This is a genomic window from Streptomyces sp. ISL-96 (assembly GCF_018614035.1).
Taxonomy (GTDB): domain Bacteria; phylum Actinomycetota; class Actinomycetes; order Streptomycetales; family Streptomycetaceae; genus Streptomyces.
In genome coordinates, this window is sequence record NZ_JAGGPA010000020.1 from 166,870 (window position 1) to 189,060 (window position 22,191).

The 22,191-nt window shown below is 69.8% G+C and carries 20 protein-coding genes; 12 read left to right on the forward strand and 8 right to left on the reverse strand.

The features are described 5' to 3' along the window. Position 1: 1 nt before the first annotated feature. The gene (locus J7E96_RS13955; RefSeq protein WP_215131033.1) at positions 2 to 415 is read right to left on the reverse strand and encodes a roadblock/LC7 domain-containing protein; all 414 of its coding nucleotides are present in this window, start codon (positions 413 to 415) and stop codon (positions 2 to 4) included. A 183-nt stretch (positions 416 to 598) separates the two neighbouring features. Here J7E96_RS13955 and J7E96_RS13960 point away from each other — a divergent pair, with 183 nt between their 5' ends. Then, positions 599 to 1,198, forward strand: a complete 600-nt coding sequence (locus J7E96_RS13960; RefSeq protein WP_215131035.1) for a class I SAM-dependent methyltransferase — start codon at positions 599 to 601, stop codon at positions 1,196 to 1,198. 42 nt (positions 1,199 to 1,240) lie between these two features. Here the strand turns inward: J7E96_RS13960 and J7E96_RS13965 are convergent, their stop codons facing one another. Next, positions 1,241 to 2,146, reverse strand: coding sequence for an oxygenase MpaB family protein (locus tag J7E96_RS13965; RefSeq protein WP_215131037.1), 906 nt, complete (start codon positions 2,144 to 2,146; stop codon positions 1,241 to 1,243). Positions 2,147 to 2,301: 155 nt separating this feature from the next. Between J7E96_RS13965 and J7E96_RS13970 the strand changes: the two genes are divergently transcribed. From J7E96_RS13970 to J7E96_RS13980, 3 genes are all read left to right on the forward strand, one after another. Next, positions 2,302 to 2,544 (forward strand): hypothetical protein, encoded by a 243-nt coding sequence (locus J7E96_RS13970; RefSeq protein WP_308295963.1) that lies wholly within the window; start codon positions 2,302 to 2,304, stop codon positions 2,542 to 2,544. A gap of 93 nt (positions 2,545 to 2,637) precedes the next feature. Then, the gene (locus J7E96_RS13975; RefSeq protein WP_215131039.1) at positions 2,638 to 3,441 is read left to right on the forward strand and encodes a hypothetical protein; all 804 of its coding nucleotides are present in this window, start codon (positions 2,638 to 2,640) and stop codon (positions 3,439 to 3,441) included. A 271-nt stretch (positions 3,442 to 3,712) separates the two neighbouring features. Continuing rightward, positions 3,713 to 5,083 (forward strand): tannase/feruloyl esterase family alpha/beta hydrolase, encoded by a 1,371-nt coding sequence (locus J7E96_RS13980; RefSeq protein WP_215131041.1) that lies wholly within the window; start codon positions 3,713 to 3,715, stop codon positions 5,081 to 5,083. Between the two features lie 8 nt (positions 5,084 to 5,091). On the opposite strand, the gene J7E96_RS13985 is transcribed toward J7E96_RS13980, so the two are convergent. The 3 genes from J7E96_RS13985 to J7E96_RS13995 all read right to left on the reverse strand — a co-directional run bounded on the left by J7E96_RS13985 (position 5,092) and on the right by J7E96_RS13995 (position 6,972). Continuing rightward, complete coding sequence (locus J7E96_RS13985) at positions 5,092 to 5,634, reverse strand: MOSC domain-containing protein (protein ID WP_215131043.1); 543 nt, start codon at positions 5,632 to 5,634, stop codon at positions 5,092 to 5,094. Then, positions 5,634 to 5,816, reverse strand: a complete 183-nt coding sequence (locus J7E96_RS13990) for a hypothetical protein (RefSeq protein ID WP_215131045.1) — start codon at positions 5,814 to 5,816, stop codon at positions 5,634 to 5,636. The genes J7E96_RS13985 and J7E96_RS13990 overlap by 1 nt, the downstream gene beginning before the upstream one ends. An 82-nt stretch (positions 5,817 to 5,898) precedes the next feature. Beyond that, positions 5,899 to 6,972 carry an acyl-CoA desaturase gene (locus J7E96_RS13995; protein WP_215131047.1) on the reverse strand — a complete coding sequence of 358 codons (1,074 nt, stop codon included), beginning with the start codon at positions 6,970 to 6,972 and terminating at the stop codon, positions 5,899 to 5,901. 205 nt (positions 6,973 to 7,177) lie between these two features. Between J7E96_RS13995 and J7E96_RS14000 the strand changes: the two genes are divergently transcribed. The 7 genes from J7E96_RS14000 (at position 7,178) to J7E96_RS14030 (ending at position 19,308) form a co-directional block, all read left to right on the forward strand. Further along, positions 7,178 to 10,039 carry a DEAD/DEAH box helicase gene (locus tag J7E96_RS14000; protein ID WP_215131049.1) on the forward strand — a complete coding sequence of 954 codons (2,862 nt, stop codon included), beginning with the start codon at positions 7,178 to 7,180 and terminating at the stop codon, positions 10,037 to 10,039. Positions 10,040 to 10,094: 55 nt separating this feature from the next. Further along, positions 10,095 to 11,348: an SWF or SNF family helicase gene (locus J7E96_RS14005; RefSeq protein ID WP_215131369.1), complete on the forward strand. Its 1,254-nt coding sequence runs from the start codon at positions 10,095 to 10,097 to the stop codon at positions 11,346 to 11,348. 186 nt (positions 11,349 to 11,534) lie between these two features. Beyond that, positions 11,535 to 12,788, forward strand: coding sequence for a GAF domain-containing protein (locus J7E96_RS14010; protein WP_308295943.1), 1,254 nt, complete (start codon positions 11,535 to 11,537; stop codon positions 12,786 to 12,788). Between the two features lie 175 nt (positions 12,789 to 12,963). Continuing rightward, the gene (locus J7E96_RS14015; RefSeq protein WP_215131051.1) at positions 12,964 to 14,433 is read left to right on the forward strand and encodes an aldehyde dehydrogenase family protein; all 1,470 of its coding nucleotides are present in this window, start codon (positions 12,964 to 12,966) and stop codon (positions 14,431 to 14,433) included. A gap of 10 nt (positions 14,434 to 14,443) precedes the next feature. Next, positions 14,444 to 16,042, forward strand: a complete 1,599-nt coding sequence (locus tag J7E96_RS14020) for an APC family permease (protein ID WP_215131053.1) — start codon at positions 14,444 to 14,446, stop codon at positions 16,040 to 16,042. A gap of 38 nt (positions 16,043 to 16,080) precedes the next feature. After that, on the forward strand, positions 16,081 to 17,676 hold the full coding sequence (locus J7E96_RS14025; protein WP_215131055.1) for a GMC family oxidoreductase: 1,596 nt from the start codon (positions 16,081 to 16,083) through the stop codon (positions 17,674 to 17,676). A 108-nt stretch (positions 17,677 to 17,784) separates the two neighbouring features. Then, positions 17,785 to 19,308: an aldehyde dehydrogenase family protein gene (locus J7E96_RS14030; protein ID WP_215131057.1), complete on the forward strand. Its 1,524-nt coding sequence runs from the start codon at positions 17,785 to 17,787 to the stop codon at positions 19,306 to 19,308. 160 nt (positions 19,309 to 19,468) lie between these two features. Here the strand turns inward: J7E96_RS14030 and J7E96_RS37320 are convergent, their stop codons facing one another. Both J7E96_RS37320 and J7E96_RS37325 read right to left on the reverse strand, forming a co-directional pair. Beyond that, positions 19,469 to 19,645, reverse strand: a complete 177-nt coding sequence (locus J7E96_RS37320) for an integrase (RefSeq protein WP_251069854.1) — start codon at positions 19,643 to 19,645, stop codon at positions 19,469 to 19,471. Between the two features lie 71 nt (positions 19,646 to 19,716). Further along, positions 19,717 to 20,205 carry a hypothetical protein gene (locus J7E96_RS37325; RefSeq protein ID WP_251069855.1) on the reverse strand — a complete coding sequence of 163 codons (489 nt, stop codon included), beginning with the start codon at positions 20,203 to 20,205 and terminating at the stop codon, positions 19,717 to 19,719. 111 nt (positions 20,206 to 20,316) lie between these two features. On the opposite strand from J7E96_RS37325, the gene J7E96_RS14040 reads away from it, so the two are divergent. Then, entirely contained in the window at positions 20,317 to 21,399 is a 1,083-nt protein-coding gene (locus J7E96_RS14040; protein WP_215131059.1) for a BTAD domain-containing putative transcriptional regulator, read from the forward strand. Here J7E96_RS14040 and J7E96_RS14045 read toward each other — a convergent pair whose 3' ends face one another. Then, positions 21,400 to 22,062 (reverse strand): cutinase family protein, encoded by a 663-nt coding sequence (locus J7E96_RS14045; RefSeq protein WP_215131061.1) that lies wholly within the window; start codon positions 22,060 to 22,062, stop codon positions 21,400 to 21,402. It lies immediately after the preceding gene. Between the last annotated feature and the right edge of the window lie 129 nt (positions 22,063 to 22,191).

Sequence of the window (22,191 nt, forward strand, 5' to 3'; positions counted from 1 at the left end):
GTCAGAACTCCGTTACCGTGCCGATCCCCGGCTGCCTCGCGGCGACGCCGAGGTGTTCTCCGACGCGGTTGACGAGCAGAGTCATCTCGTACGCGATCTGCCCGATGTCGGCCTCGGCGGCACTCAGCACGCACAGACAACTGCCGTCGCCCGCCGCCGTGACGAAGAGGACTCCCTCCTCGAACTCGACCATCGTCTGACGGACTTTCCCGGCCCGGAAATGCCGGCCCGACCCCTTGGCGAGGCTGTGCAGTCCGGACGACACTGCGGCCAGATGCTCGGCGTCCTCCCGTGCCAGACCCGTACTCGCCCCGGTCACCAGGCCGTCGTTGGACAGCACCAGTGCGTGCCGCACGTGCTCGACCCGGTCGGTCAGGTCGTCCAGAAGCCAGTCGAGTCCCTTGTTCAGCGCCATGTCGCGGCCTCCCCGTTAATTTGTTCCCCGTTGTCCTGATCGAGGACAACCCTTCCCCACCGACGTCGTCGCGGCAAGCACGCCCTCCGGGGGCAGCCGGGCGGTGTGCATCCTTCCCGTGGCCCGGGGACGCCAGTCCCGAAGGGGGCGCGCGCTGGGAGCTCATTGGGAGACGATGAGCGTATGGCCGATGAGCACACGCACGTTCAGGAGTTCTTCACGGCTCGGGCCGGGGACTGGGACGCCCGTTTCCCGGACGACGGACCCGCCTACGCCGCCGCGGTGGCCGCCCTCGGGCTGCGGGCGGGTGACACCGTGCTCGACGCGGGCTGCGGCACGGGGCGGGCACTGCCGTTCCTGCGTGACGCCGTAGGCCCGAAGGGCTCGGTGCTGGGCGCCGACCTGACGACGGCGATGCTGGAGGCGGCGGTGCACGCGGGCCGCCATCGCGCGGCACAGCTGCTGGTCGCCGATGTCACCCGGCTGCCTGTACGGACGGGCGCCCTCGACGCCGTGTTCGCGGCCGGGCTGATCGCTCATCTCCCGCGACCGGCGGACAATCTGCGCGAACTGGCCAGAACGGTGCGGCCGGGCGGTCTGCTGGCGCTGTTCCACCCCATCGGCCGCGCCGCCCTCGCGGCCCGCCAGGGCCGGCAGATCACCCCGGAGGATCTGCGGGCCGAGCCCAACCTACGGCCGCTGCTCGCTGGTTCGGGGTGGCGCATGACGTCGTACACCGACGAGAGCGACCGGTTCCTGGCGCTGGCCGTCCGCCAGGACTGAGCCGGGAACCGACTCGACCCGACCCGGCCCGGCCCGGCCCGGTCACTCGGTGGCGGCCGCCGCCGGGCGCTCCGCGTGCGGAACCGGACAGCCACCCGTGCCGGGAGTCGGGAACGTCCCCAGGTTCGCGACCGTGTAGCCGCCGGGATAGCCCTTGATCTCGGGATTCTGCCGTGCGTAGCGGGGCCTGCTGCGCGGGGGCAGCAGGCGCACGGCGCGGGCACGCATCCGCAGGGCGCCCCTGACCAGCCCCTGGGCGGCAGGCGGCGGCGTGTCGTAGCGGAAGGCCCGCAGGAGCGCGTCGTCGAGGAGCGCGAGGCTCGCGCCGCGCACCAGCGGCGCGAGGGGGCGTGGATACCAGGACGCCATGAGCGCGAGCGTCGCGTCCGAGACCTTGCGCGCCGCCTCGTCCCAGCCGAAGTGATCGGCCTCGTACGTGTCGAGACAGCGCTCGAACTCCTCGAAGGACTGCGGAATGTCCTTGATACCCATGTGCTTGCCGAGATGCAGGTAGTACGCGGAAGACGCCCGGAGTTCGTGGTCGGACAGCCGCCGCCAGCCGTAGGAGTCGATCCAGCGCTTCGGCATGACGACGAACGTGCACAGCACGTAGCGCATGTCCTCGTTGCTGATCTCGTAGCTGCGGTGCATCTGGTTGATGCGGCGGATGGCGGTGCGGCCGTCCTCGGTGTCGAAGCCGTGCTCCAGGACGGTGTCCAGGAGCAGCGCGGTGTCGTCGTAGCGCTTCTGGGAGCGGTCCGTCAGCTCTGCCGTCTCGGCGAGGAGCCGGCCGATGCTGGGCACCGCGTACGTGCGATAGAGGGCCAGTTCCAGTGCGCGTGTGTAGTCCCAGGGGAACTCGTACGTCGCGGTGAGCCGGTAGATCGTCAGAAAGTCCTTCTCCGGGTCCAGCCGCTGGATCTCTTGCAGCCGGTCGTAACGCTTCAACGCACCGTCCCCCTTCTGTCGCCCGGCGTCCAACTCTACGTTGGGAGTGCACACATGAAGGATCCGTGAGGGAACCACTCAGGGGGAAGGTGGCCGACGTGCTGGACAGCGTATGGGACAGACTCCGGAAGCTCTTCGGGCCGCGTCCGGGCGGTGTGCGCCAGGCACACCCGGAAACGCGGCAGCACAACATCTTCGAGGCCGCCGCGGCCTACGTGTCCGCCTGCGCGGAGGACGACGAGCCCCGTATCGAGGAGGCAGCCGGCTGGGTCTCGCCGGAGGCGCTCTCCTTCGGTGTCAATGAACTGGCCTGCCGGGCGGTCATGACGCTGGCGCGGGAGCGCGGCGAGTCACCGCACAGCGTGGCCCGTAGCCTCCTCGGTCTTCCGGCAGCGTGACGTCGCGTTCTTTCGTCCCGTGGACCTCGACGACGGGGTTACTCACTGGTTAGGGTGCGCCGACGACCGATCCGATGGGATGAGGAGGGCGCCGTGACCGGGCCGGACACTGCCGAGGACGCCGAGGACGCACTGTTCGTGCTGACCGCGGTGCTGCTGACGCCCGCGCAGTTCCCGAGCGTGCTCGGTGACGACTATCCCGAGGCCTGCGCGGCGCTCGGTCTGGAGCCGTACGCCGACGGGTACGGGCTGGTGCTCGGCCAGGACGGCACGGGCGCCCGCTGGACCGTCGTGATCGACGACGTGTCGCTGGTGGCGGTCGCCATCGCGTCCTGGGACTGCGGTATGGAGTACGACCTGTCGCCCGACGAGCGCACAGTCGTCGCCGGTCTGCCGGGCTGGCCGCTCGCGCTCGCGGTGGCCGCTCCCGGCATACCGGACCCGCACGACCCCGTTCCCGAGAACGGACCTGACGGCGCGAGCGGGCCGTCGCCTCTCGCACCGCCCGACACCGGCGAATGGGGGCCCGCCCAGCGGCGGCTCGGCGCCGACGAGATCGCGCTCCAGTGGGCGGCCTGGCGCGAGCAGATCGACGACAAGCAGACGTTCGTGGCTCCCGGTGACAAGCCGCACTCCGGTGTGCGGCGTGTGATCAAGGAGCTGCACGGTTATCTGGACGCCCCGCCGCCGCCCGGACGGGTGCGCTCGACCTTCGCCTCAGGCGACGCCCGCACGCTCCGCGCCGACGGTCCTGGCTGGTCCGTTGTGGCCAGGACCGACGACATCGCTTTCGTGCTCCTGGACGAGGAGCCGGGCGAGGTCCTTCCCGTCGGCCGGGGGCCCGAACTGCCCGGTCTGCTGGAGGCCCTCGACAAGATGGCCGTACGGCCTGCCTGACGGCGGCCCTGCCGCTCAGTACGCGTTCCCCGGATCGACGAGGAGCGCTTCCACAGACGTGCCGGGGCGGGGTCCGGATGTTCGCGCAGTGCTGCCAGTGCTTCGAGCCACGGATGCCGATCCGTGGCCGCGCAGGAGGCGTAGGACGTCGAGGACGGCACCCATGTACGAGTCCCGCGCCGTGTGGGCCGGGCCCATGGCCGGACCGGGCGATGCGACAGCAGGATGTGGCGCTGTGCCCTTCTTCCCGCAGCGAACCCGGAGGTTCCCCATGCGCCCGTCCAGAGGCGTCCCACTCGTCGCCGCACTTCTCATGGTGCTGACCACCGTCGGCTCCGCCAGCGCGGCAGGCCCCGCCCCCGCGGCCGGTTCCTGCGCGGAGCAGGACCGTCCGGCCGTGCCGGGAGCGGAACGTCAACGCGTGGCCTGTCTGCGTGACTTGACCACGGCGGGGCTGGCCGGCACGGCGTACACCGACACCGCCGACCAGGTGGGGCTGTCCGCGAAGGGCACCAAGAACCCCTCCGGTGTGCCGGGCCTGCAGATCGACGGCTACTTCCCCGATGATTCGCGCTTCAACGCCACCCACGGGTGGCGGCACGACGCCCAGTTCGTCATCCGGATGCCCGACCGCTGGAACGGCGGTCTGGTCGTCACGGGTGCGCCCGGAACGCGCAAGCAGTACGCGACCGATGCCCTCATCTCCGACCAGGTGCTGGCTCAGGGCTACGCGTACGCGGCGACCGACAAGGGGAACAGCGGCCCCGACTTCTTCACGGACGGAAAAAGGCCCGGCGACGCGGTGGCGGAGTGGAACCGGCGCACCACGGAGCTGACGCGTGCGGCGCGCAGGACCGTCGCGCAGTGGTACGGGCACGCGCCCCGGCGGACGTACATGACGGGCATCTCCAACGGCGGCTATCTGACCCGGTGGCAGCTCGAGAACCATCCCGGGCTCTACGACGGCGGGGTGGACTGGGAGGGTGCTCTGTGGACCGCCGACGGCGGGGGTCTCCTGGGCTCACTGCCGGTCGCCGTGGCCCGGAGCCTCGGCCGGGCGGAGGACGAGGATCTTCTGAAGGCCGGTTTCGCGCCGGGTTCGCAGTTCCTGTGGCCGTACCACGAGAAGGCGTACTGGGGGCTGACGCAGAAGGTCTACCGCGCGGAGTTCGATCCGTCGTACGACCCGGCCTGCCCGGGGTCATCGGCCGGGACGACGCTGCCGGAGATCCTGGCGCCCTGTGCGTCGGACGCGGAGTACGACTACGCCGCGCGCCCCGACTCCGTGCATCGCGCCGTGGGGCGGGTCGCGCTGACGGGGCGGATCGGCAAACCGCTGATCACGCTGCACGGTGATCTGGACACGCTGCTCCCGATCGCCACCGACTCCGACGTGTACGAGCGGATGGTGGGAGAGCGGGGTCGCGACCTGCTGCACCGCTACTACACCGTCGAGGGCGGCACCCATGTCGACTCGCTCTACGACACGTATCCGGAGCGGCTGCGGCCGGTCCTGCCGTGTTACCGCTCCGCGTTCACGGCGCTCGTGGCGTGGGTGGAGGACGGCAGGACCCCGCCCGCGGACCGGACGATCGCCAGGCCCGCGGGCGGTGATGTGGTCAACTCCTGCCCGCTGGGCTGAGCCGGGGCTCAGACGCGGTCCAGGGGGCGGTGCGGCTGTGCCGGCAGGACGGCTCCGATGCGGTCGCCGGGCCGTACCACCCCACCCGCCCTGACGACGCTCATGATCCCGGCCTTGCGCACGATGTTGCCCGCCGCGTCGCGGCCGACGACGTGCTTCAGGAGACCGTCCTGGAAGGCGTCGATCTGCAGGCACGGGTTGCGCAGGCCGGTGACTTCGACCACCGCTTCCTCTCCGATGTGCAGGAGGGTGCCTTCGGGGAGCCCGAGAAGGTCGATTCCGCTGGTGGTGATGTTCTCGCCGAGCTGGCCCGGCTCGACCGTGAAGCCCTCCTGGAGCAGCTCACCGAACAGTTCCGCGTGTATGAGGTGCACCTGGCGCAGGTTCGGCCGGGTGGGGTCCTGCGCGACCCGGGAACGGTGCTTGACCGTCGTCCCCGCGTGCACGTCGCCTTCCACGCCGAGCCCGGCCAGCAGCGTGATGCTGTCGCGGTTCGGCTTGGTGAACGCATACTCACCGTTGCTGCTGACCGCCGTAACTGTGCCACCCATCAGCGGCCGATCTGCTTGCGTGAGACGCTGCGCAGCCTGCGGCGCTGCGAGCTGTCCAGCATCAGATAGGCCGCGACGGGCACACCGATCATGATCAGCAGGCCGGGCCAGAACCCGACCAGCCACATGAGGGCGATCCCCGCCACTACTCCACCGGCGGCGACCTTCGCGCTCTTCGACATCTTCGACGCCTCCTTCGCGGCTGTTGCCGCTTCATGCTCCGGTAACGTGCGCGCCCGCGCCACAGTTCCGCCGCGCGGTCCGCTAGACGGTCGCGTTCCGCTCGGCCCTGTCGCCGGTCCCGTCGGTCCTGAGAGGCGCGCCGACCTCGTGCATGTGCGTCAGCGCCTGCCGGTACGAGTCGATCAGTCCGGTCTCCGCGTACGACACACCCACCGCCTTGCAGTGCGCACGCACCAGCGGCTGCACGAGCCGCAGATTCGGACGCGCCATGCTCGGGAAGAGGTGGTGCTCTATCTGGTAGTTCAGGCCGCCGAGGAACCAGTCGGTGAGTATCCCGCCGCGCACGTTGCGTGAAGTGACGACCTGCCGGCGCAGGTGGCCCCAGCGCTCGCCGTCGGGGTCGGGCATTTCCATTCCCTTGTGGTTGGGCGCGAATGCCATTCCCAGGTGGAGGCCGAAGAGCGCGTGGTGCACGAGCGCGAACGCAACCGCCTTGCCGGGCGACATGACGGTGAGCAGGAAGGCGAGGTATCCGACAAGGTGGGCCACGAGCAGCGAGCCTTCCAGCGCACGCTCACGCGCCGGCTGCCGGCGCAGGTACTGGAAGCCGTAGATCTTCAGGGCGATGCCTTCGAGCAGCAGCATCGGGAAGAACAAGCGCGCCTGGTTGCGGGTGAGCCAGCGGGCGAAACCTTCACGCTGTTCGGCCTGTTTCTGCGTCCAGACCAGTGCCCCCACGCCGACGTCGGGGTCCTTGTCGATGTGGTTCGGGTTCGCGTGGTGGCGTACGTGCTTGTCGTTCCACCACGCCTGATTCATACCGAGCAGCAGATTGCTGTGGACGAGGCTGACAGCCAGGCTCACCCTGCGATCGCCCGTTATCTGCGCGTGTCCCGCGTCGTGACCGAAAAATGCGGTGCGGGCCCACAGCGCGGTCAGGGGCACCGCGAGCGGGAGTGCCCACCAGGAGTCACCGATGAGCACGAGTCCGGTGACGACGGCGGCCATGGCGAGCAGGTTGGCCGCGATTCCCAGCGCGTACCAGCCGGTTCGTCGCTCCAGGAGTCCCTGGTCCCTGGCGCTTCGCAGGAGCGGGGCGAAATCGCTCCCCGAGGTGCCTGTCGTGGGTTCCGCGACAGTGGCGGCCTGGGGCATAAGGGTCTCCGGATCTGTAGGACCTAGCTCTGACCTGATGAAACTACGCACCAGCACCTTTGATGACCATGGCGTCAGCCCCCGGGTTCCGGTGGTGCCAGCCCCAGTTCGTCAAGGAGGGGCTGGGTGCGCCTTCGGCTGCCGGGTGCTGTACTCTCGGCGTCTTCGAAAGCCACTAGTCAAATTTGAGGAATTCGGCATCGCTGTGCACCGGCCTCCTGCGGCAACGCTCTCCGAGATCTCCGAACTCACCCGATGTTCCGTGGTGTTCCTGCCCGCCGACCCGGCGCGCACAGGCAGGGTGGCCTTCTGGCGCTCCGACGGAAGCGGGCTCCCCTCCGCCCCTGGCACGGTGGAGGAGCTGGCCGTCGTCACGGACGGCGCCACGGCGCACACCGTACGGGCCCTTTTGCTGCCTGTACGGGACGCTCTGCCGGTCCTGACCAGAGCCCGCGCATCCGCGGAAGCCGACCCTGCCGCCGCCTTCTGGGGTGCGGCCGCGCTCGTCGCCCTCCAGCTGGCCGCTCGCGGGCTGCTCCTGCCGGGACTCAGCGCCACCGATCACGACGCCTGGCGGGCCGGACCGCTCACCGCCGGGGACCAGGAACGGATGCGCGAGCTGGCGGCCTCCATGCCACCCGCAGCGCACGCCGTACCCCTCGATGCCGCGGAACGGCCGCTACGGCTGCCCGCTCCCGAGAAGCTGCTGCGCGCGTTCCTCGACGCGGTCGCGGACGGGCTGCCGCGTACGCCCGCCGCGGAGACGGCCGCGGCCGGTCCCGCGTACGCCGGCGCCGAGCCGCGGCGGCTTCCCGAGCAGCGTGCCTGGGCGGCGGATGTCGCCGCCGGGCACGACGCGGGCGTACGGATCTCCCTGCGGGTGGAGCTGTCCGTCGAGGCGGGGCCCGCCTTCCGTGTCGTTCTCCAGATGCACAGTGTCAGCGACCCTTCGCTGGTCGCTGACGCCGCGGAGGTGTGGGCCGGCACGAGCCCGACCAGTCCGGCGTTCGGACCGCGCGCCCGTATGCACGCGTTGCTGGCCCTGCGCCGCGCCGCCCGCGCGTGGCCACCGCTCGCGCCACTTCTGTCCGCTGCCGTGCCCGACGCGATCGAGCCGGCGGACGAGGAGGTCACCGAGCTGCTCGGTGAGGCCGCCCGGGCGCTCGCGGCCACCGGAGTCCAGGTGCACTGGCCGAAGGAGCTGGCACGCGAACTGACCGCACGCGCGGTCGTGGGGCCGCCCGGCGAGAGCGAGAGCCCGCAAGATCCGGAGAATCCGCGGAAGACGCGGTCCGGCATGCCGTCCTTCCTGTCACCCGACGCTCTGCTCGCCTTCAACTGGCGGTTCGCGCTGGGGGGCCGGCAGCTTTCCCGGGAGGAACTCGACCAACTGGCCGAGGCCACCAGGCCGGTCGTGCGCCTGCGCGACCAGTGGGTCCTCATCGACCCCGAAGAGGCCCGCCGCGCGCGGGAGACACAGGACCGCAAGGTCACCGCGATCGATGCACTCAGTGCCGCGCTGACAGGCCGCACGGAGCTGCACGGCCGCCAGGTCGACGTACAGGCATCGGGGTGGCTGGCGGGGCTGCGAGAGCGGATCGCCGACCCAGAGGGGCCGGGGCACGGGGAGGTTCCGCAGCCGGCCGCACTCGCGGCGACCTTGCGCGACTACCAACTGCGCGGCCTCAACTGGCTGCACCACATGACGTCCCTCGGGCTCGGCGGCTGCCTCGCCGACGACATGGGCCTCGGCAAGACCATCACGCTCATCACCCTCCATCTGCACCGGCAGACGAACGAGCGGACGGCGGGCCCGACACTGGTGGTCTGCCCCACGTCCCTGATGGGCAACTGGCAGCGTGAGATCGAGAAGTTCGCTCCAGGGACCGCCGTACGCCGGTTCCACGGCGCCTCGCGCGGCTTGAACGCCCTGGCCGACGGAGAGTTCGTCCTCACGACGTACGGCACCATGCGGCGCGACGCCGCGCGGCTCACCCGGACCGAGCCGTGGGGGATGGTCGTCATCGACGAGGCGCAGCACGTCAAGAACCCGTACTCAGCGACCGCCAGGCAACTGCGCACGATTGACGCCCACGCGCGCGTGGCGCTCACCGGCACACCTGTTGAGAACAACCTCTCCGAGCTGTGGGCGATCCTCGACTGGACGACACCCGGGCTGCTCGGCCGGCTCGGAACGTTCCGCAGGCACTACGCACAGTCGGTCGAGGGCGGCAACGACCCCGCTGCCGCCGAGCGTCTGTCCACGTTGGTACGGCCGTTCCTTCTGCGGCGCCGGAAGTCCGATCCCGGGATCGCTCCGGAGCTGCCGCCGAAGACGGAGACCGACCACGCCGTGTCACTCACCGCGGAACAGGCCGGTCTGTATGAGGCGGTGGTCCGCGAGACGCTCGCCGAGATCGCGGCGGCCGACGGGTTCGCCCGGCGCGGGCTTGTGGTGAAGCTGCTCACCGCGCTGAAGCAGATCTGCAATCACCCTGCGCAGTACATGAAGGAGGAGCGGCCCAGGATCGCGGGCCGCTCCGGGAAGCTGGAACTACTGGACGAGCTGCTCGACACCATCCTGGCGGAGGACGCGAGCGTGCTGGTCTTCACGCAGTACGTGCAGATGGCGCGGCTGCTGGAGAAGCACCTCGCGGCGCGCGGCACAAGCACCCAGTTCCTGCACGGCGGTACGCCCGTGCCGGAGCGCGAAGCCATGGTCCAGCGGTTCCAGGACGGTGAGGTCCCGGTCTTCCTGCTGTCGCTGAAGGCGGCGGGCACGGGGCTCAATCTCACGAAGGCCGCCCATGTCGTGCATTACGACCGCTGGTGGAACCCGGCGGTCGAGGCTCAGGCCACGGACCGGGCGTACCGCATCGGGCAGACCCAGCCGGTGCAGGTGCACCGGCTGATCGCCGAAGGAACCATCGAGGACCGGATCGCCGGAATGCTCGCGCGCAAGAAGGAGCTCGCGGATGCCGTTCTCGGGAACGGCGAGTCCGCGCTGACGGAACTGACCGACGCGGAGCTGGCGGACCTGGTGGAGCTGCGAGGGGGCACACGATGAGCGACTTGGACGAGACAGGTGAGCAGCGGGGGAAACGGAGCGCACCTTCGATGCACTGCCTCCCGCGCGGGGGCGCGGTTTCGCGCAGACGTGGTGGGGGCGTGCGTGGATAAAAGCGCTGGAGGACACCGCCCTCGACGGCGAACAGCTCAGAAGGGGCCGCAGGTACGCGCGCGAGGGGGCGGTCGGCGCCGTGTCGGTACGTCCCGGCCGGATCACGGCGGTGGTACGGGAGAAGGACGGCTCGGCGTACCGCGGTGATGTGCTGTTGCAGCGGTTGAGCGGCGAGGAGTGGGACCGCTTCCTCGACATGGCGGTCGAGCGGGCAGGGCACATCGCCGCGCTCCTTGACCGGGAGATGCCGCCTCATCTGGTGGAGGACGCGGCGGCTGCGGGAGCGGAACTCCTGCCGGGCATCGGCGATCTGGAGCCCGAGTGCTCGTGCGACGCATGGGATCACTGTCCGCACACGGCGGCGCTCTGCTACCAGGTGGCACGTCTGCTGGATCAGGACCCCTTCGTCCTGCTGCTGCTGCGGGGGCGCGGTGAGCGGGAACTGCTCGACGAGTTGCAGACCCGCAGCGCCGCCCTGGCCTCTCCGCAGGAGACACCGGAAGGGGACGGCGGCGGGGCTGAGCCGGAGGGTGTGCGGGCCGACGAGGCGTTCGCGGCACGGGACATGCTGCCGCCCCTGCCGGCTCCTCCGCCACTCCCTGAAGAGCCTGGCCGGCCGCCGGCTCTCGACACGGAGGCGGGGGCCGCGCCGGGGATCGATGTCGCGGCGCTGGAGTTCCTGGCGAAGGACGCGGCCGGGCGTGCGCGTCGTCTCCTGGCCGAGGCGCTGTCGGACGGGCATGAACAGCAGCCGGTTGAAGAGCCACTGACGCCGCAGGAGGACGCGGTGCGGCTGGCCGCCGGCGGGCCTGGACCACGGATCGTCGCACGTCTCGCGTCGGGTTCCGGACGGGAACGGGCCGACCTCACCCTGGCCGTACGGGCCTGGCAGTACGGAGGGCGTGCCGCGCTCGCCGTACTGGAGGAGGAGTGGTCGCCGGAGCCGGAGGCCCTCGCGCGCGCCCGTACACGGCTGGCTGAGGCGTGGGAGGAGGATGATCGTCCACAGCTGCGGGCCCAGCACAACCGGTGGACCGTCGTCGGTGCGGACGCCCAGCTGCGGTGCGGCCGAGACGGACGCTGGTGGCCGTACCGCAAGGAGGGCGGGCGGTGGACGCCTGCCGGCCCGGCCGATCAGGATCCGGCGGCGGCACTCGCCACCGTCCTCCTGAACTCTGCCGGCGCAACGGCCTGATCACCCTGGCCGGCGCGCGGCTACGCCTGCGTTGCGAAGGTCCGCAAGGAGTGGCTGCCTGCGGGAACCACACCAGGGCCTCCACCAGCAGCTGCGCGAGACGCGGCCGCCCTGCCACGGCCCTGAACGAACGGTGCGTGCTTGCCGGGTCACCGCACCTCCGTCACGATGGCCCGGGAGGCCGAAGTGATCGATACATGGGTGGCCCTGGAATCCGGCGCCGATCCTGGCGAGCGCATCGGTGAACTGCGCCGGGCCCACGAGGCGTTCACCGCAACGGGGCGGCTGGAGCGGCGCGTAAGGGCCGTGGTGGGCGAGTCCTGGCGGCGGTCCGCGCGGGCCCGCGTCAGCCCCGATTCGACGGCCCGTGTGGAGCTGACCGACGGTGACCTGGGCTCGTACCGCGACGAGCATCCGCTGGCCCGGGTGATGCCACTGTTCCGCGAGCTGATGGGCGCATTCGTGAGCGACGGCGAGCATCTGCTCGCGGTGTGCGACGCGCAGAGCCTGCTGCTGTGGGTCGAGGGACACCCGGGGACCCGCCGGCGCGCCGGGCGGCTGAACTTCGTGCCGGGCGCCCGCTGGTCCGAGTCCGCGATGGGAACGAACGCGCCGGGTACGGCCGTCGCCCTCGACCGGCCCGTACAGGTCTTCGCCACCGAGCACTTCAGCAGGCCGGTGCAGCCCTGGACCTGTGCCGCCGCTCCCGTGCACGATCCGCACACCGGACGGCTCCTGGGAGCCGTCGACATCACCGGTGGGAACGGGCTCGCGCATCCGCACAGCCTGGCGTTCGTCCAGGCGGTCGCGTGTGCGGCCGAGTCCCGGCTCGCACTCCTTGCACCGCCCGACCGCTCCCCCGTCCAGCTCGGGGCACTGGGCAGGGACGAGGCTCTGCTCGTCGTAGAGGGCCGCAAAGTGCGTCTCAGCCGCCGCCACAGCGAGATCCTGGTCCTGCTCGCCCGCCACCCCGAGGGCCTCACCGGCGACGAGCTGGTCATCGCCTTGTACGAGAACGAATCGGTCACCCCCGTCACCCTGCGCGCCGAGCTCTCCCGGTTACGCCATCTGCTCGGCCCCGCACTGCTCCTCTCCCGCCCCTACCGGCTCGCCACTCCCGTCGACACGGACTTCGACACCGTCGCCAGGCGCCTGGCGTCCGGCGCCACGACCGCAGCCATGAGCGGGTACGCCGGCCCGCTGCTGCCCGCCTCCCTGGCCCCCGGGGTGGTACGTCTGCGACGGCGCCTGGAGGACCAGTTACGGGACGCCCTGATAGCCCGCGGCGATCCCGGGCTGCTCTCGGACTGGGCGTACAGCCCGTGGGGGCAGGACGATCTGCGCGTCTGGCAGGCGCTCGCATCCGTACTCCCCCGGGAACAGCGGCCGGCCGCGCTCACGCGCGTACGCGAGCTCGACACCTGGCAGGGCGGCGGTTGACCGGCGCCTCACGATCGACGTCCCTTCTGCCGGATGACGGCTCCCACACTGCGAAGACGTCCGGGCCTCCTTAGGGTCGTTCCACGGAGCGCTCTTTTCTGGCGAAGCACCGCAGAAGCGCGTCCGGAACGGGCGCCACCCGGGTGCCCGCCCATCCGAACCCGGAGGAATCCCCATGCCGGAGCTGTTCATCGGTGGCAAATGGACCGCCGCCGTCGACGGGCAGGTTCGCGAGATCCGCTGCCCCGCCGACGGCACCCTGGTGGCGACCGTCGACGAGGCGGGCCCCAAGGACGTCTCGGCGGCGATCGCGGCGGCCCGTGACGCCTTCGACCGCGGCCCCTGGCCCACGGCTCCCGCCGACAAGCGCGGCGGGCTGCTCCTGCGCGTCGCGGAACTGCTGGAACGCGACAAGGACGCCTTCGCGCGAGCAGAATCCCTGGACACCGGGAAGCGGCTCGTCGAGAGCCAGTACGACATGGACGACATCGCCCACTGTTTCCGCTACTTCGGCAACCTGACAGCGTCCGGCGGCTCCGACCGGATCGTCGATACGGGCAACACGGACGTGGACAGCAGAGTGGTGCACGAACCGGTGGGGGTCTGCGCACTGATCACGCCATGGAACTATCCGCTCCTTCAGACAGCCTGGAAGGTCGCTCCCGCCATCGGGGCGGGCAACACGTTCGTACTCAAGCCCAGCGAGCTGACCCCGCACACCGCCATCATGCTGATGAAGCTGCTGGCCGAGGCCGGACTGCCCGACGGCGTCGCCAACCTCGTCCTGGGCGCCGGACCGATCGTCGGCGCGCCGCTGAGCGAGGACCCGCGCGTCGACATGGTGTCGTTCACCGGCGGGCTCGTCACCGGACGCCGCATCATGGCTGCCGCCGCTCCGACCGTGAAGAAGGTCGCCCTGGAGCTGGGCGGCAAGAACCCCAACATCGTCTTCGCCGACGCCGACTTCGAGGCCGCGGTCGACTACGCCCTGATGGCGATCTTCCTGCATTCCGGCCAGGTCTGTTCGGCCGGGGCCCGGCTGCTGGTCCAGGACGAACTGCACGACGCGTTCGTCACCGAGCTGGTGAAACGCGCGCGGGCGATCCCGCTCGGTGGCCCCTTCGACGAGAACGCCCGCACCGGACCTCTCATCTCCGCCGCGCACCGCGACAAGGTCGAGGCATACGTGGCGGCCGGGCTGGCAGAGGGCGCGGTGCTGCGCTGTGGCGGCACCCGGCCCGACGACCCGGCGCTGCGGGACGGCTTCTACTACTTGCCGACCGTGCTCGACGGCTGCACGCCCGGGATGTCGGTCGTACGGGACGAGTCGTTCGGCCCGGTACTCACCGTAGAGACGTTCCACGACGAGGCCGAGGCCGTCGCGCTCGCCAACGACACCTTCTACGGGCTGACCGGCGCGGTCTGGACCGAGGACGTGGCGCGCGGCCAGCGCGTGGCGTCCCGGGTGCGGGCCGGGACCGTATGGATCAATGACTTCCACCCGTACGTGCCCCAGGCGGAATGGGGCGGAATGAAGCAGTCCGGCTTTGGCCGTGAACTGGGCCCGGCCGGACTGGCGGAGTACCAGGAGGCCAAACACATCTGGCGCAATCTCGCGCCGAATCCGCTGAGGTGGTTCGAATGAGGTGGTTCGCATGAGTACGGACGCCGCCGGAAAGGGACCGGGAGCTCCGGAACCGGATGTTCCGGCCCGGACCCAGACGCAGCACGACGACGACGCCCTGGGCGAGCTCGGCTACCGCCCTGAGCTGGTGCGTACGCTCGGCAACTTCCACACCTTCGCCGCCGGCGTCAGCTACATCTCGATCCTCACCGGCACCTTCCAGCTCTTCTACTTCGGTGTGAGCTTCGGCGGCCCCGCCTACTGGTGGTCATGGCCGATGGTCTTCGCCGGCCAGCTGATGGTGGCCCTGTGCTTCTGCGAACTGGCCGCCCGCTATCCGGTCGCAGGATCGGTCTACAACTGGGCCAAGACCATGGGCGGCCCGCACATCGGCTGGCTCGGCGGCTGGATGATGATGACGGCGACCATGGTGACGCTCGCGGCCGTGGCACTCGCGTACCAGATCACGCTCCCGCAGATCGACGACTGGTTCCAGTTCGTCGGCGACGGCACCGGCAAGACCGACGCGGCCGCCAACGCCGTACTCCTCGGCTCGGTGCTCGTCCTCTTCTCCACCCTCGTCAACGCCTTCGGCGTCAAACTCATGGCACGGATCAACTCCGCCGGAGTGTTCATCGAGCTGATCGCCGCCGTCGCCCTGATCATCTTCCTCGCGGCACACATCACCCGCGGCCCGGCCACCGCCCTGACGGAGACGTACGGCCTCGGAAGCGGCCAGAACCTCGGCTACTTCGGGGCGTTCCTCACCGCCTCGCTGGCTTCCGCGTATGTCATGTACGGCTTCGACACGGCGTCGTCACTCGGCGAGGAGTCCCACAACCCAGGCCGAAACGCGCCCCACGCCATCCTGCGGGCGCTCGTCGCGTCCTTCCTCATCGGCGGGTTCATCCTGCTCTTCGCTCTGATGGCGGTGCCGGATCTGGCCGCGAAGGAGCTGTCCACGGGCGGTCTGCAGTACGTGGTACTGGAGACCCTCGGTTCGACCATCGGCGAGATGTTCCTGTGGTCCGTGGTCGTCGCGATCACAGTCTGTGTACTGGCCGTACATGCCGCCGGCATCCGGCTGATGTTCGCCATGGCACGGGACAACAACCTGCCGGCGGGCTCGGTGCTCGCCCGGGTCAGCCCCCGCTTCCACACGCCCGTGGTGCCCGCCGTCGTGATCGGCGTGGTGGCCGTCGTCATCCTCGTGATCAACATCAATCAGCCGCAGATCTTCTCCGTGATCACGAGCATCGCGATCATCATGATCTACGTGGCCTATCTGATGGTGACCGTGCCCATGCTGATCAAGCGGCTCCGCGGTGACTGGGAGCCCGTCGAAGGCAACTTCTCGCTGGGCAGGTTCGGGCTGCCGGTCAACATCGTCGCCGTGGTGTGGGGCGCGGCCATGTCGATCAACCTCGCGTGGCCGCGCGCCGAGGTGTACAACGCGACAGGGCCGCAGCACTGGTATCTGCGGTGGGGCGCGTTCCTCTTCATCGGCATCGTCGCGCTCGGCGGCTTCGCCTACTACTGGTTCGTGCAGCGGCACAAGACCGGCGTACTGGACGAGCACCGCTTCGAGGCCGTGGACGCTCCGCCACCGCCTGCGTCCGCCGCCCCCTGAACACACCGAATCTTCCTGCCTGCCTGCCTGGAGAAGAGATGCCCTCAGAGAGCGTCCTGGCCGAGTACGACTATGTCGTCGTCGGCGGTGGTACAGCCGGCGCCGTCGTCGCCGCGCGCCTGACCGAGGACCCGGACGTCACCGTCTGCGTGGTGGAGGCAGGCCCTTCGGACGTCGGCGACGACAACATCCTGCGGCTCGACCGGTGGATGGCCCTGCTGGAGTCCGGTTACGACTGGGACTACCCGGTGGAGCCCCAGGAGAACGGCAACAGCTTCATGCGGCACGCCCGCGCCAAGGTGCTGGGCGGCTGCTCCTCGCACAACTCCTGCATCGCTTTCTGGGCACCGGCCGAGGACCTCGACGAGTGGGCCGCACTGGGCTGTACGGGCTGGAGCGCGGCCGACTGTTTCCCCCTCTACCGGCGCCTGGAGACCAACGACGCGCCCGGGGACCACCACGGCCGCTCCGGACCGGTGACCATCCGTACGATCCCGCCGAAAGACCCGTGCGGAGCGGCTTTGCTCCAGGCCTGCACGGCCGTCGGCATCCCCACCACACCGTTCAACACCGGCACTACGGTGGTGCGCGGTGCCCATTGGTTCCAGATCAACTCGCGGGACGACGGGACCCGTTCGTCCGCGTCCGTCTCGTACCTCCACCCGGTCCTCGGCAAGCGGCCGAATCTGGAGGTGCGTACCGGGCTGCTGGCGAGGCGGCTCCTGTTCGACGACGGCAACGACGCCGCCGGCCACGGCGGCGCCACCGGCCGGCGCTGCACAGGCGTCGAGTACCTCCAGCCGGACACCATTCACACCGGGGCGGTCGCCGCCCGGCGAGAGGTGATCGTGGCCTGTGGGGCCATCGACTCGCCGAAGCTGCTCATGCTGTCCGGCATCGGGCCCGCCGACCACCTGAGGGACTGTGGTGTGGACGTACGGGTGGACTCCCCCGGAGTCGGCTCCCACCTCCAGGACCACCCGGAGGGCGTGATCATGTGGGAGGCGAAGCAGCCCATGGTCACCTCCTCCACCCAGTGGTGGGAGATCGGCATCTTCGCGGACACCGAACCGGGCCTGGACCGGCCGGACCTGATGTTCCACTACGGCTCGGTGCCGTTCGACCTGAACACGTACCGGCGCGGCTATCCGACGACGGACAACGCCTTCTGTCTGACACCCAACATCACCCGGGCACGCTCCACGGGAACGGTCCGCCTGCGCACCCGCGACTACCGGGACAAGCCGAAGGTCGACCCGCGCTACTTCACACACGAGCACGACATTCGTGTCATGACGTACGGGCTGCGCCTGGCCCGCGAGATCGCCGCCCAGGCGCCGATGACCGACTGGGCCGGCGCCGAGCTCGCGCCCGGCCCGGACGCCACGACCGACGAGGAGCTGTTCGCGTACATCCGCGAGACCCACAACACCGTCTACCACCCGGCGGGCACCGTGCGGATGGGCGCGACGGACGACGCCGGCTCGCCGCTCGATCCGCAGCTGCGGGTCAAGGGCGTGACAGGGCTGAGGGTGGCCGACGCGTCGGTGATGCCGTTTCTGACGACGGTCAACCCGTGCATCACGACGATGATGATCGGTGAGAAGTGCGCCGACATGCTCAAGGCGACCTGAACCGCCCAGCACCTCGCCTCGCCCCGCAACCTGATCGCAACGTACGGACTCCTAGCCTCACGCCGAGCGCCGCCCAACGGCGGGCGGCGCCAGAGGGAGGCCACGGAGATGACCCGTTACGCTGCGCCCGGTACCGACGGCGCGATCGTCTCGTACCAGCCCCGTTACGACAACTGGATCGGCGGTGAGTACGTCGCTCCGGCCCGCGGCCAGTACTTCGAGAACCCGAGCCCGGTCAACGGCCGCCCCTTCACCGAGATCGCCCGCGGCACCGCCGAGGACGTCGAGCGCGCCCTGGACGCGGCGCACGCCGCCGCTCCCGCATGGGGGCGTACGGCGGCGGGCGACCGCGCGAACGTCCTGCTGAGGATCGCCGACCGTATGGAAGCGCATCTGGAGGAGCTCGCGGTCGCGGAGAGCTGGGAGAACGGCAAGCCGATCCGCGAAACCCTGGCCGCCGACATCCCGCTCGCCATTGACCATTTCCGCTACTTCGCGGGTGCGCTCAGGGCGCAGGAGGGTTCGCTCAGCGAGGTCGACGACGACACCGTCGCGTACCACTTCCACGAGCCCCTCGGTGTGGTCGCGCAGATCATCCCCTGGAACTTCCCCATCCTCATGGCGACCTGGAAGCTGGCGCCCGCACTGGCGGCCGGAAACGCGGTCGTCCTGAAGCCGGCCGAGCAGACGCCGGCGTCCATCCACTATTGGATGAGCCTGGTGGCCGACCTGTTGCCTCCTGGCGTCGTCAACATCGTGAACGGCTTCGGCGTGGAGGCCGGAAAGCCGCTCGCGTCCAGCCCGCGCGTCGCGAAGATCGCGTTCACGGGTGAGACGACGACGGGGCGGCTGATCATGCAGTACGCCTCCGAGAACATCAAGCCGGTGACACTGGAGCTGGGCGGCAAGAGCCCCAACATCTTCTTCGACGACGTCTGGAACGCCGACGACGACTTTCGCGACAAGGCACTCGAAGGCTTCACGATGTTCGCGCTCAACCAGGGCGAGGTGTGCACCTGTCCGTCCCGCGCGCTGATCCAGCGCGGCCACTACGGCGAGTTCCTGGAGGCGGCGATCGCCCGTACGGAACAGATCACCGCGGGCCACCCACTGGACACCGACACGATGATCGGCGCCCAGGCCTCGAACGACCAGCTCCAGAAGATCCTCTCGTACCTGGACATCGGGCAGCAGGAAGGAGCCAAGGTCCTCACGGGTGGTCAGCAGCTGGAGTACGACGGTGACATGGCTGGCGGCTACTACGTGCAGCCGACCATCTTCGAGGGCGACAACCGCATGCGGGTCTTCCAGGAGGAGATCTTCGGCCCGGTCGTCGCGGTGACGTCCTTCGCGGGCTTCGACGACGCGATCAGGACGGCGAACGACACGCTGTACGGCCTCGGAGCCGGCGTATGGACGCGCGACATCAACACGGCGTACCGCGCTGGCCGTGCGATCCAGGCAGGCCGCGTCTGGACGAACTGCTACCACGCGTACCCGGCGCACGCGGCCTTCGGCGGCTACAAGCAGTCAGGCATTGGCCGCGAGAACCACAAGATGATGCTGGAGCACTACCAGCAGACGAAAAACCTGTTGGTGTCGTACTCCCCGAAGAAGCTCGGCTTCTTCTAGAGGCACGAAAGAAGGCGCCTGACCTGGACGTTTGCCCGTCAGGCGCCTTCGGCTCGCCCCGCTCAGAGCAGGGCCCCGTTTACGTTGTCTCCCAGTTCCTCCCACCGCCATCCCGCTTCTGACCAGCGCTTCCGGACCAGTCACGGACCAAAACCCCTACTTACCCCGCAGGCGCCGCGTCCTGGCTGACGCGGTCCCACTCCTGCATGGACTGCTCGATGAGGCGGTTGGCCTGCTCCCGGACGCCGTCCAGGAACTTGGCGTAGTGGCGAAAGAGAAGATTGATGCTCTGGCCCGCTCGGCGAGCGCATTCGGCCGGGTCCACACCGGAGTACACCCAGAACGAGATCCCGGCGTGCCGGAGATCGTAGGGCCGCTTGGCCAGCCCGGAGGCGAGTTCCGTGCGGGTCAGGACGTGCTTCCGTGCCCGCGCCCATGTCGTGCCATACGCAGCTCCGTCCGGCCGTCCGGCGCCACGCCGAACCGTTCGATGTGTGCACGGAGGATGCATACGAACTGCGGCGGGACGGGCACAGGCCGGGTCGCGGAGCCGCGCGGCGCTTGAGCGAGTGCACCTCGTACACCGCGCCGTCGTCCGTCCACCTTGCCTGCGGTGACGACACCGCCCGACAGGTTGAGCATCCCCCACCCGGTCTTGGGCAGATGGCACTGATCGAGCCGGAGGTGAATGACCTCCGTCGGCCGCATGGCCGCGTAGTACATACAGCCGAAGAACGCCTCAAGGTGAGGACCGCGCCCACGTTGCTGGGCAACCGCCGCGAGCAGCCGGGCGACCTGGGCCGGATTGGGAACGGCAGCCGGGTTCACTTCCTCGTTGACCGCCGGAGCGTTCCACCTGAGCCCGTTGAGAGGATTCTCCGCGAGTGTGGATGACATGCGGACGCGTGTGTCACTCCGGATCGTTCCGGATGCCAGGCCCGGCGCTCCCCCCACTACCTTGTCGACGGCGCCCGCAAGACCGACCCGTCCGGAGCCCGGGGAGCTGCGATGCCGACCACCACCACCGACCGCCCTACCGCCGCCGTGCTCAGGCATCAGGAACGCCGAGTGCTCTCCGCGGTGGGCTGCGGCCTGCGGGACGACGAGATCGCCGCCGCGCTCGCCCTCTCCGAGGACGCCGTGGCCGAGCACCTCGCGCGCATCCTGGTGAAGCTCGGTCTGCGCGACCGGGCCGCCGCCATCGTGCACGCCTTCGACTGCGGTCTGGCCGCCCCCGGACGCGGCCCCCGCACACGGTCGGTGAGACCGGTTCCACGGGCCATCGCCGTGCGAGCGGCGGGACCGAAGGTGCAGGTCTCCCTGCTCGGGCCGCTGCAGGCGGGGCGGGACGGGCAGTCCCTCAACCTGGGGCACCTGCGCCAGCAGGCCGTCCTGGCGGCCCTGGCACTGGGCGCGGGGCGGTCCCTCAGCCAGCAGGAACTACTCGATGACGTATGGGGAATGGAGCCTCCGGTCGCGAACGTGGTGCCGGTGTACATCTACCGGTTGCGCAAGGCCCTGCGCGCCGGGGACGGCCCGGACTCGGTCATCGCACGCGGTCTCCGCGGATACCAGCTGGTCCCCGGCGTGGTGGACGTGGACGTGGCACGCGTGGAGGAGCTGGTCACCCGTATCGGGAAGGCCGATCGGGCGGGCGAACCGCTTGAGGCGGTCCGTCTCTGCGCCCTGGCGCTGGGGCTGTTTCGCGGGGAGCCCCTGGCCGGTTTGCCAGGGCCGCTCGCCGAACTGGAAAGGCTGCGGCTGACCGAGCGCAGGATTGCCATCGTGCAGCGCAAGTTGCAGTGGCAGCTGCGCCTTGGCCAGGATGCGGAGGCGATCGCCGAGCTGTTCGCCCTGTCGGCGGCGCACCCCCTCAACGAGCCGTTGGCCGCGATGCTGATGCAGGCGCTGTACCGCAACGGACGCCAGGCCGATGCCCTGACGGTGTTCGAGCGCGCCCGCCGCCGTCTCGCCGACGACCTCGGGGTTCTCCCGAGCCGGATGCTGCGGCGGGCGCACCAGATGATTCTGTGCGGTGACGAAGCCGGCCTCGGCCTCAACCCCTGGGCCGGCTCCTCCACCGTCTCCTGATCACCAGGAGGCGGGATGCCAGGCGCCGTTGTACCACTGTTCGTTGGCGCTGTCGTTGTGGTGATCCATGTTGAAGTCGTGGGGGTAGTTGTTCATGTGGTTGCCCGGGTACGTCCAGATGCCGGCGGACTCGTCGCAGACGTAGTCCCAGTGGCAGATCGTTTTGACCGGTACGTTGCCGAAGAACTTGTCGGCGCCGGCGAGCGGAGCGCCAATGATGCCGCCGAACGGCACGGATCCCCCGTTGGCACCGGGTCCGGCCTGGCGCTTGGGATCCGCGATGAGAATGGCGTTGACGTTGTCGAAGGTCTGCCAGTTCTCGGTGACCCAGATGTGCACCACCGCGGCGCCCAAGGAGTACCCACCCATCTTGACATGCTGGCCCGGGCACGCGGCGCGTTGGTCGCGCACCAGCCGGTTCAGCTCATTGACGCCTGCCCGGGCGCTCGCGCCGTTGGGAATCTGGGTGGGGTACCCGACGTGCTGCTGGATGTTGCCGGTGAAGTTGTCGTTGTGCCACGAGCTTCCCGTGCCGCCGACGACGATCGTGTAGGTGCCCTCGCACGGAGCCGTGGCGGCTTGCGCCGTGGACGCCTGTGTCACCGACAGCCCTGCCGTCAGCAGAAGTCCGGCCAACGCGGCCGTCATCCTCTTCGCTCGCATTCGATCCTCCCCATGTGGTGTGCCTATGCGTCACGACACTGGCAGCGGCCGATGACATCCCGATGAAACGCGCCCCGATGCAACGCGAGGGGTCCGATTCCATCGGTATTTCATCGGTGCCCTCCACTG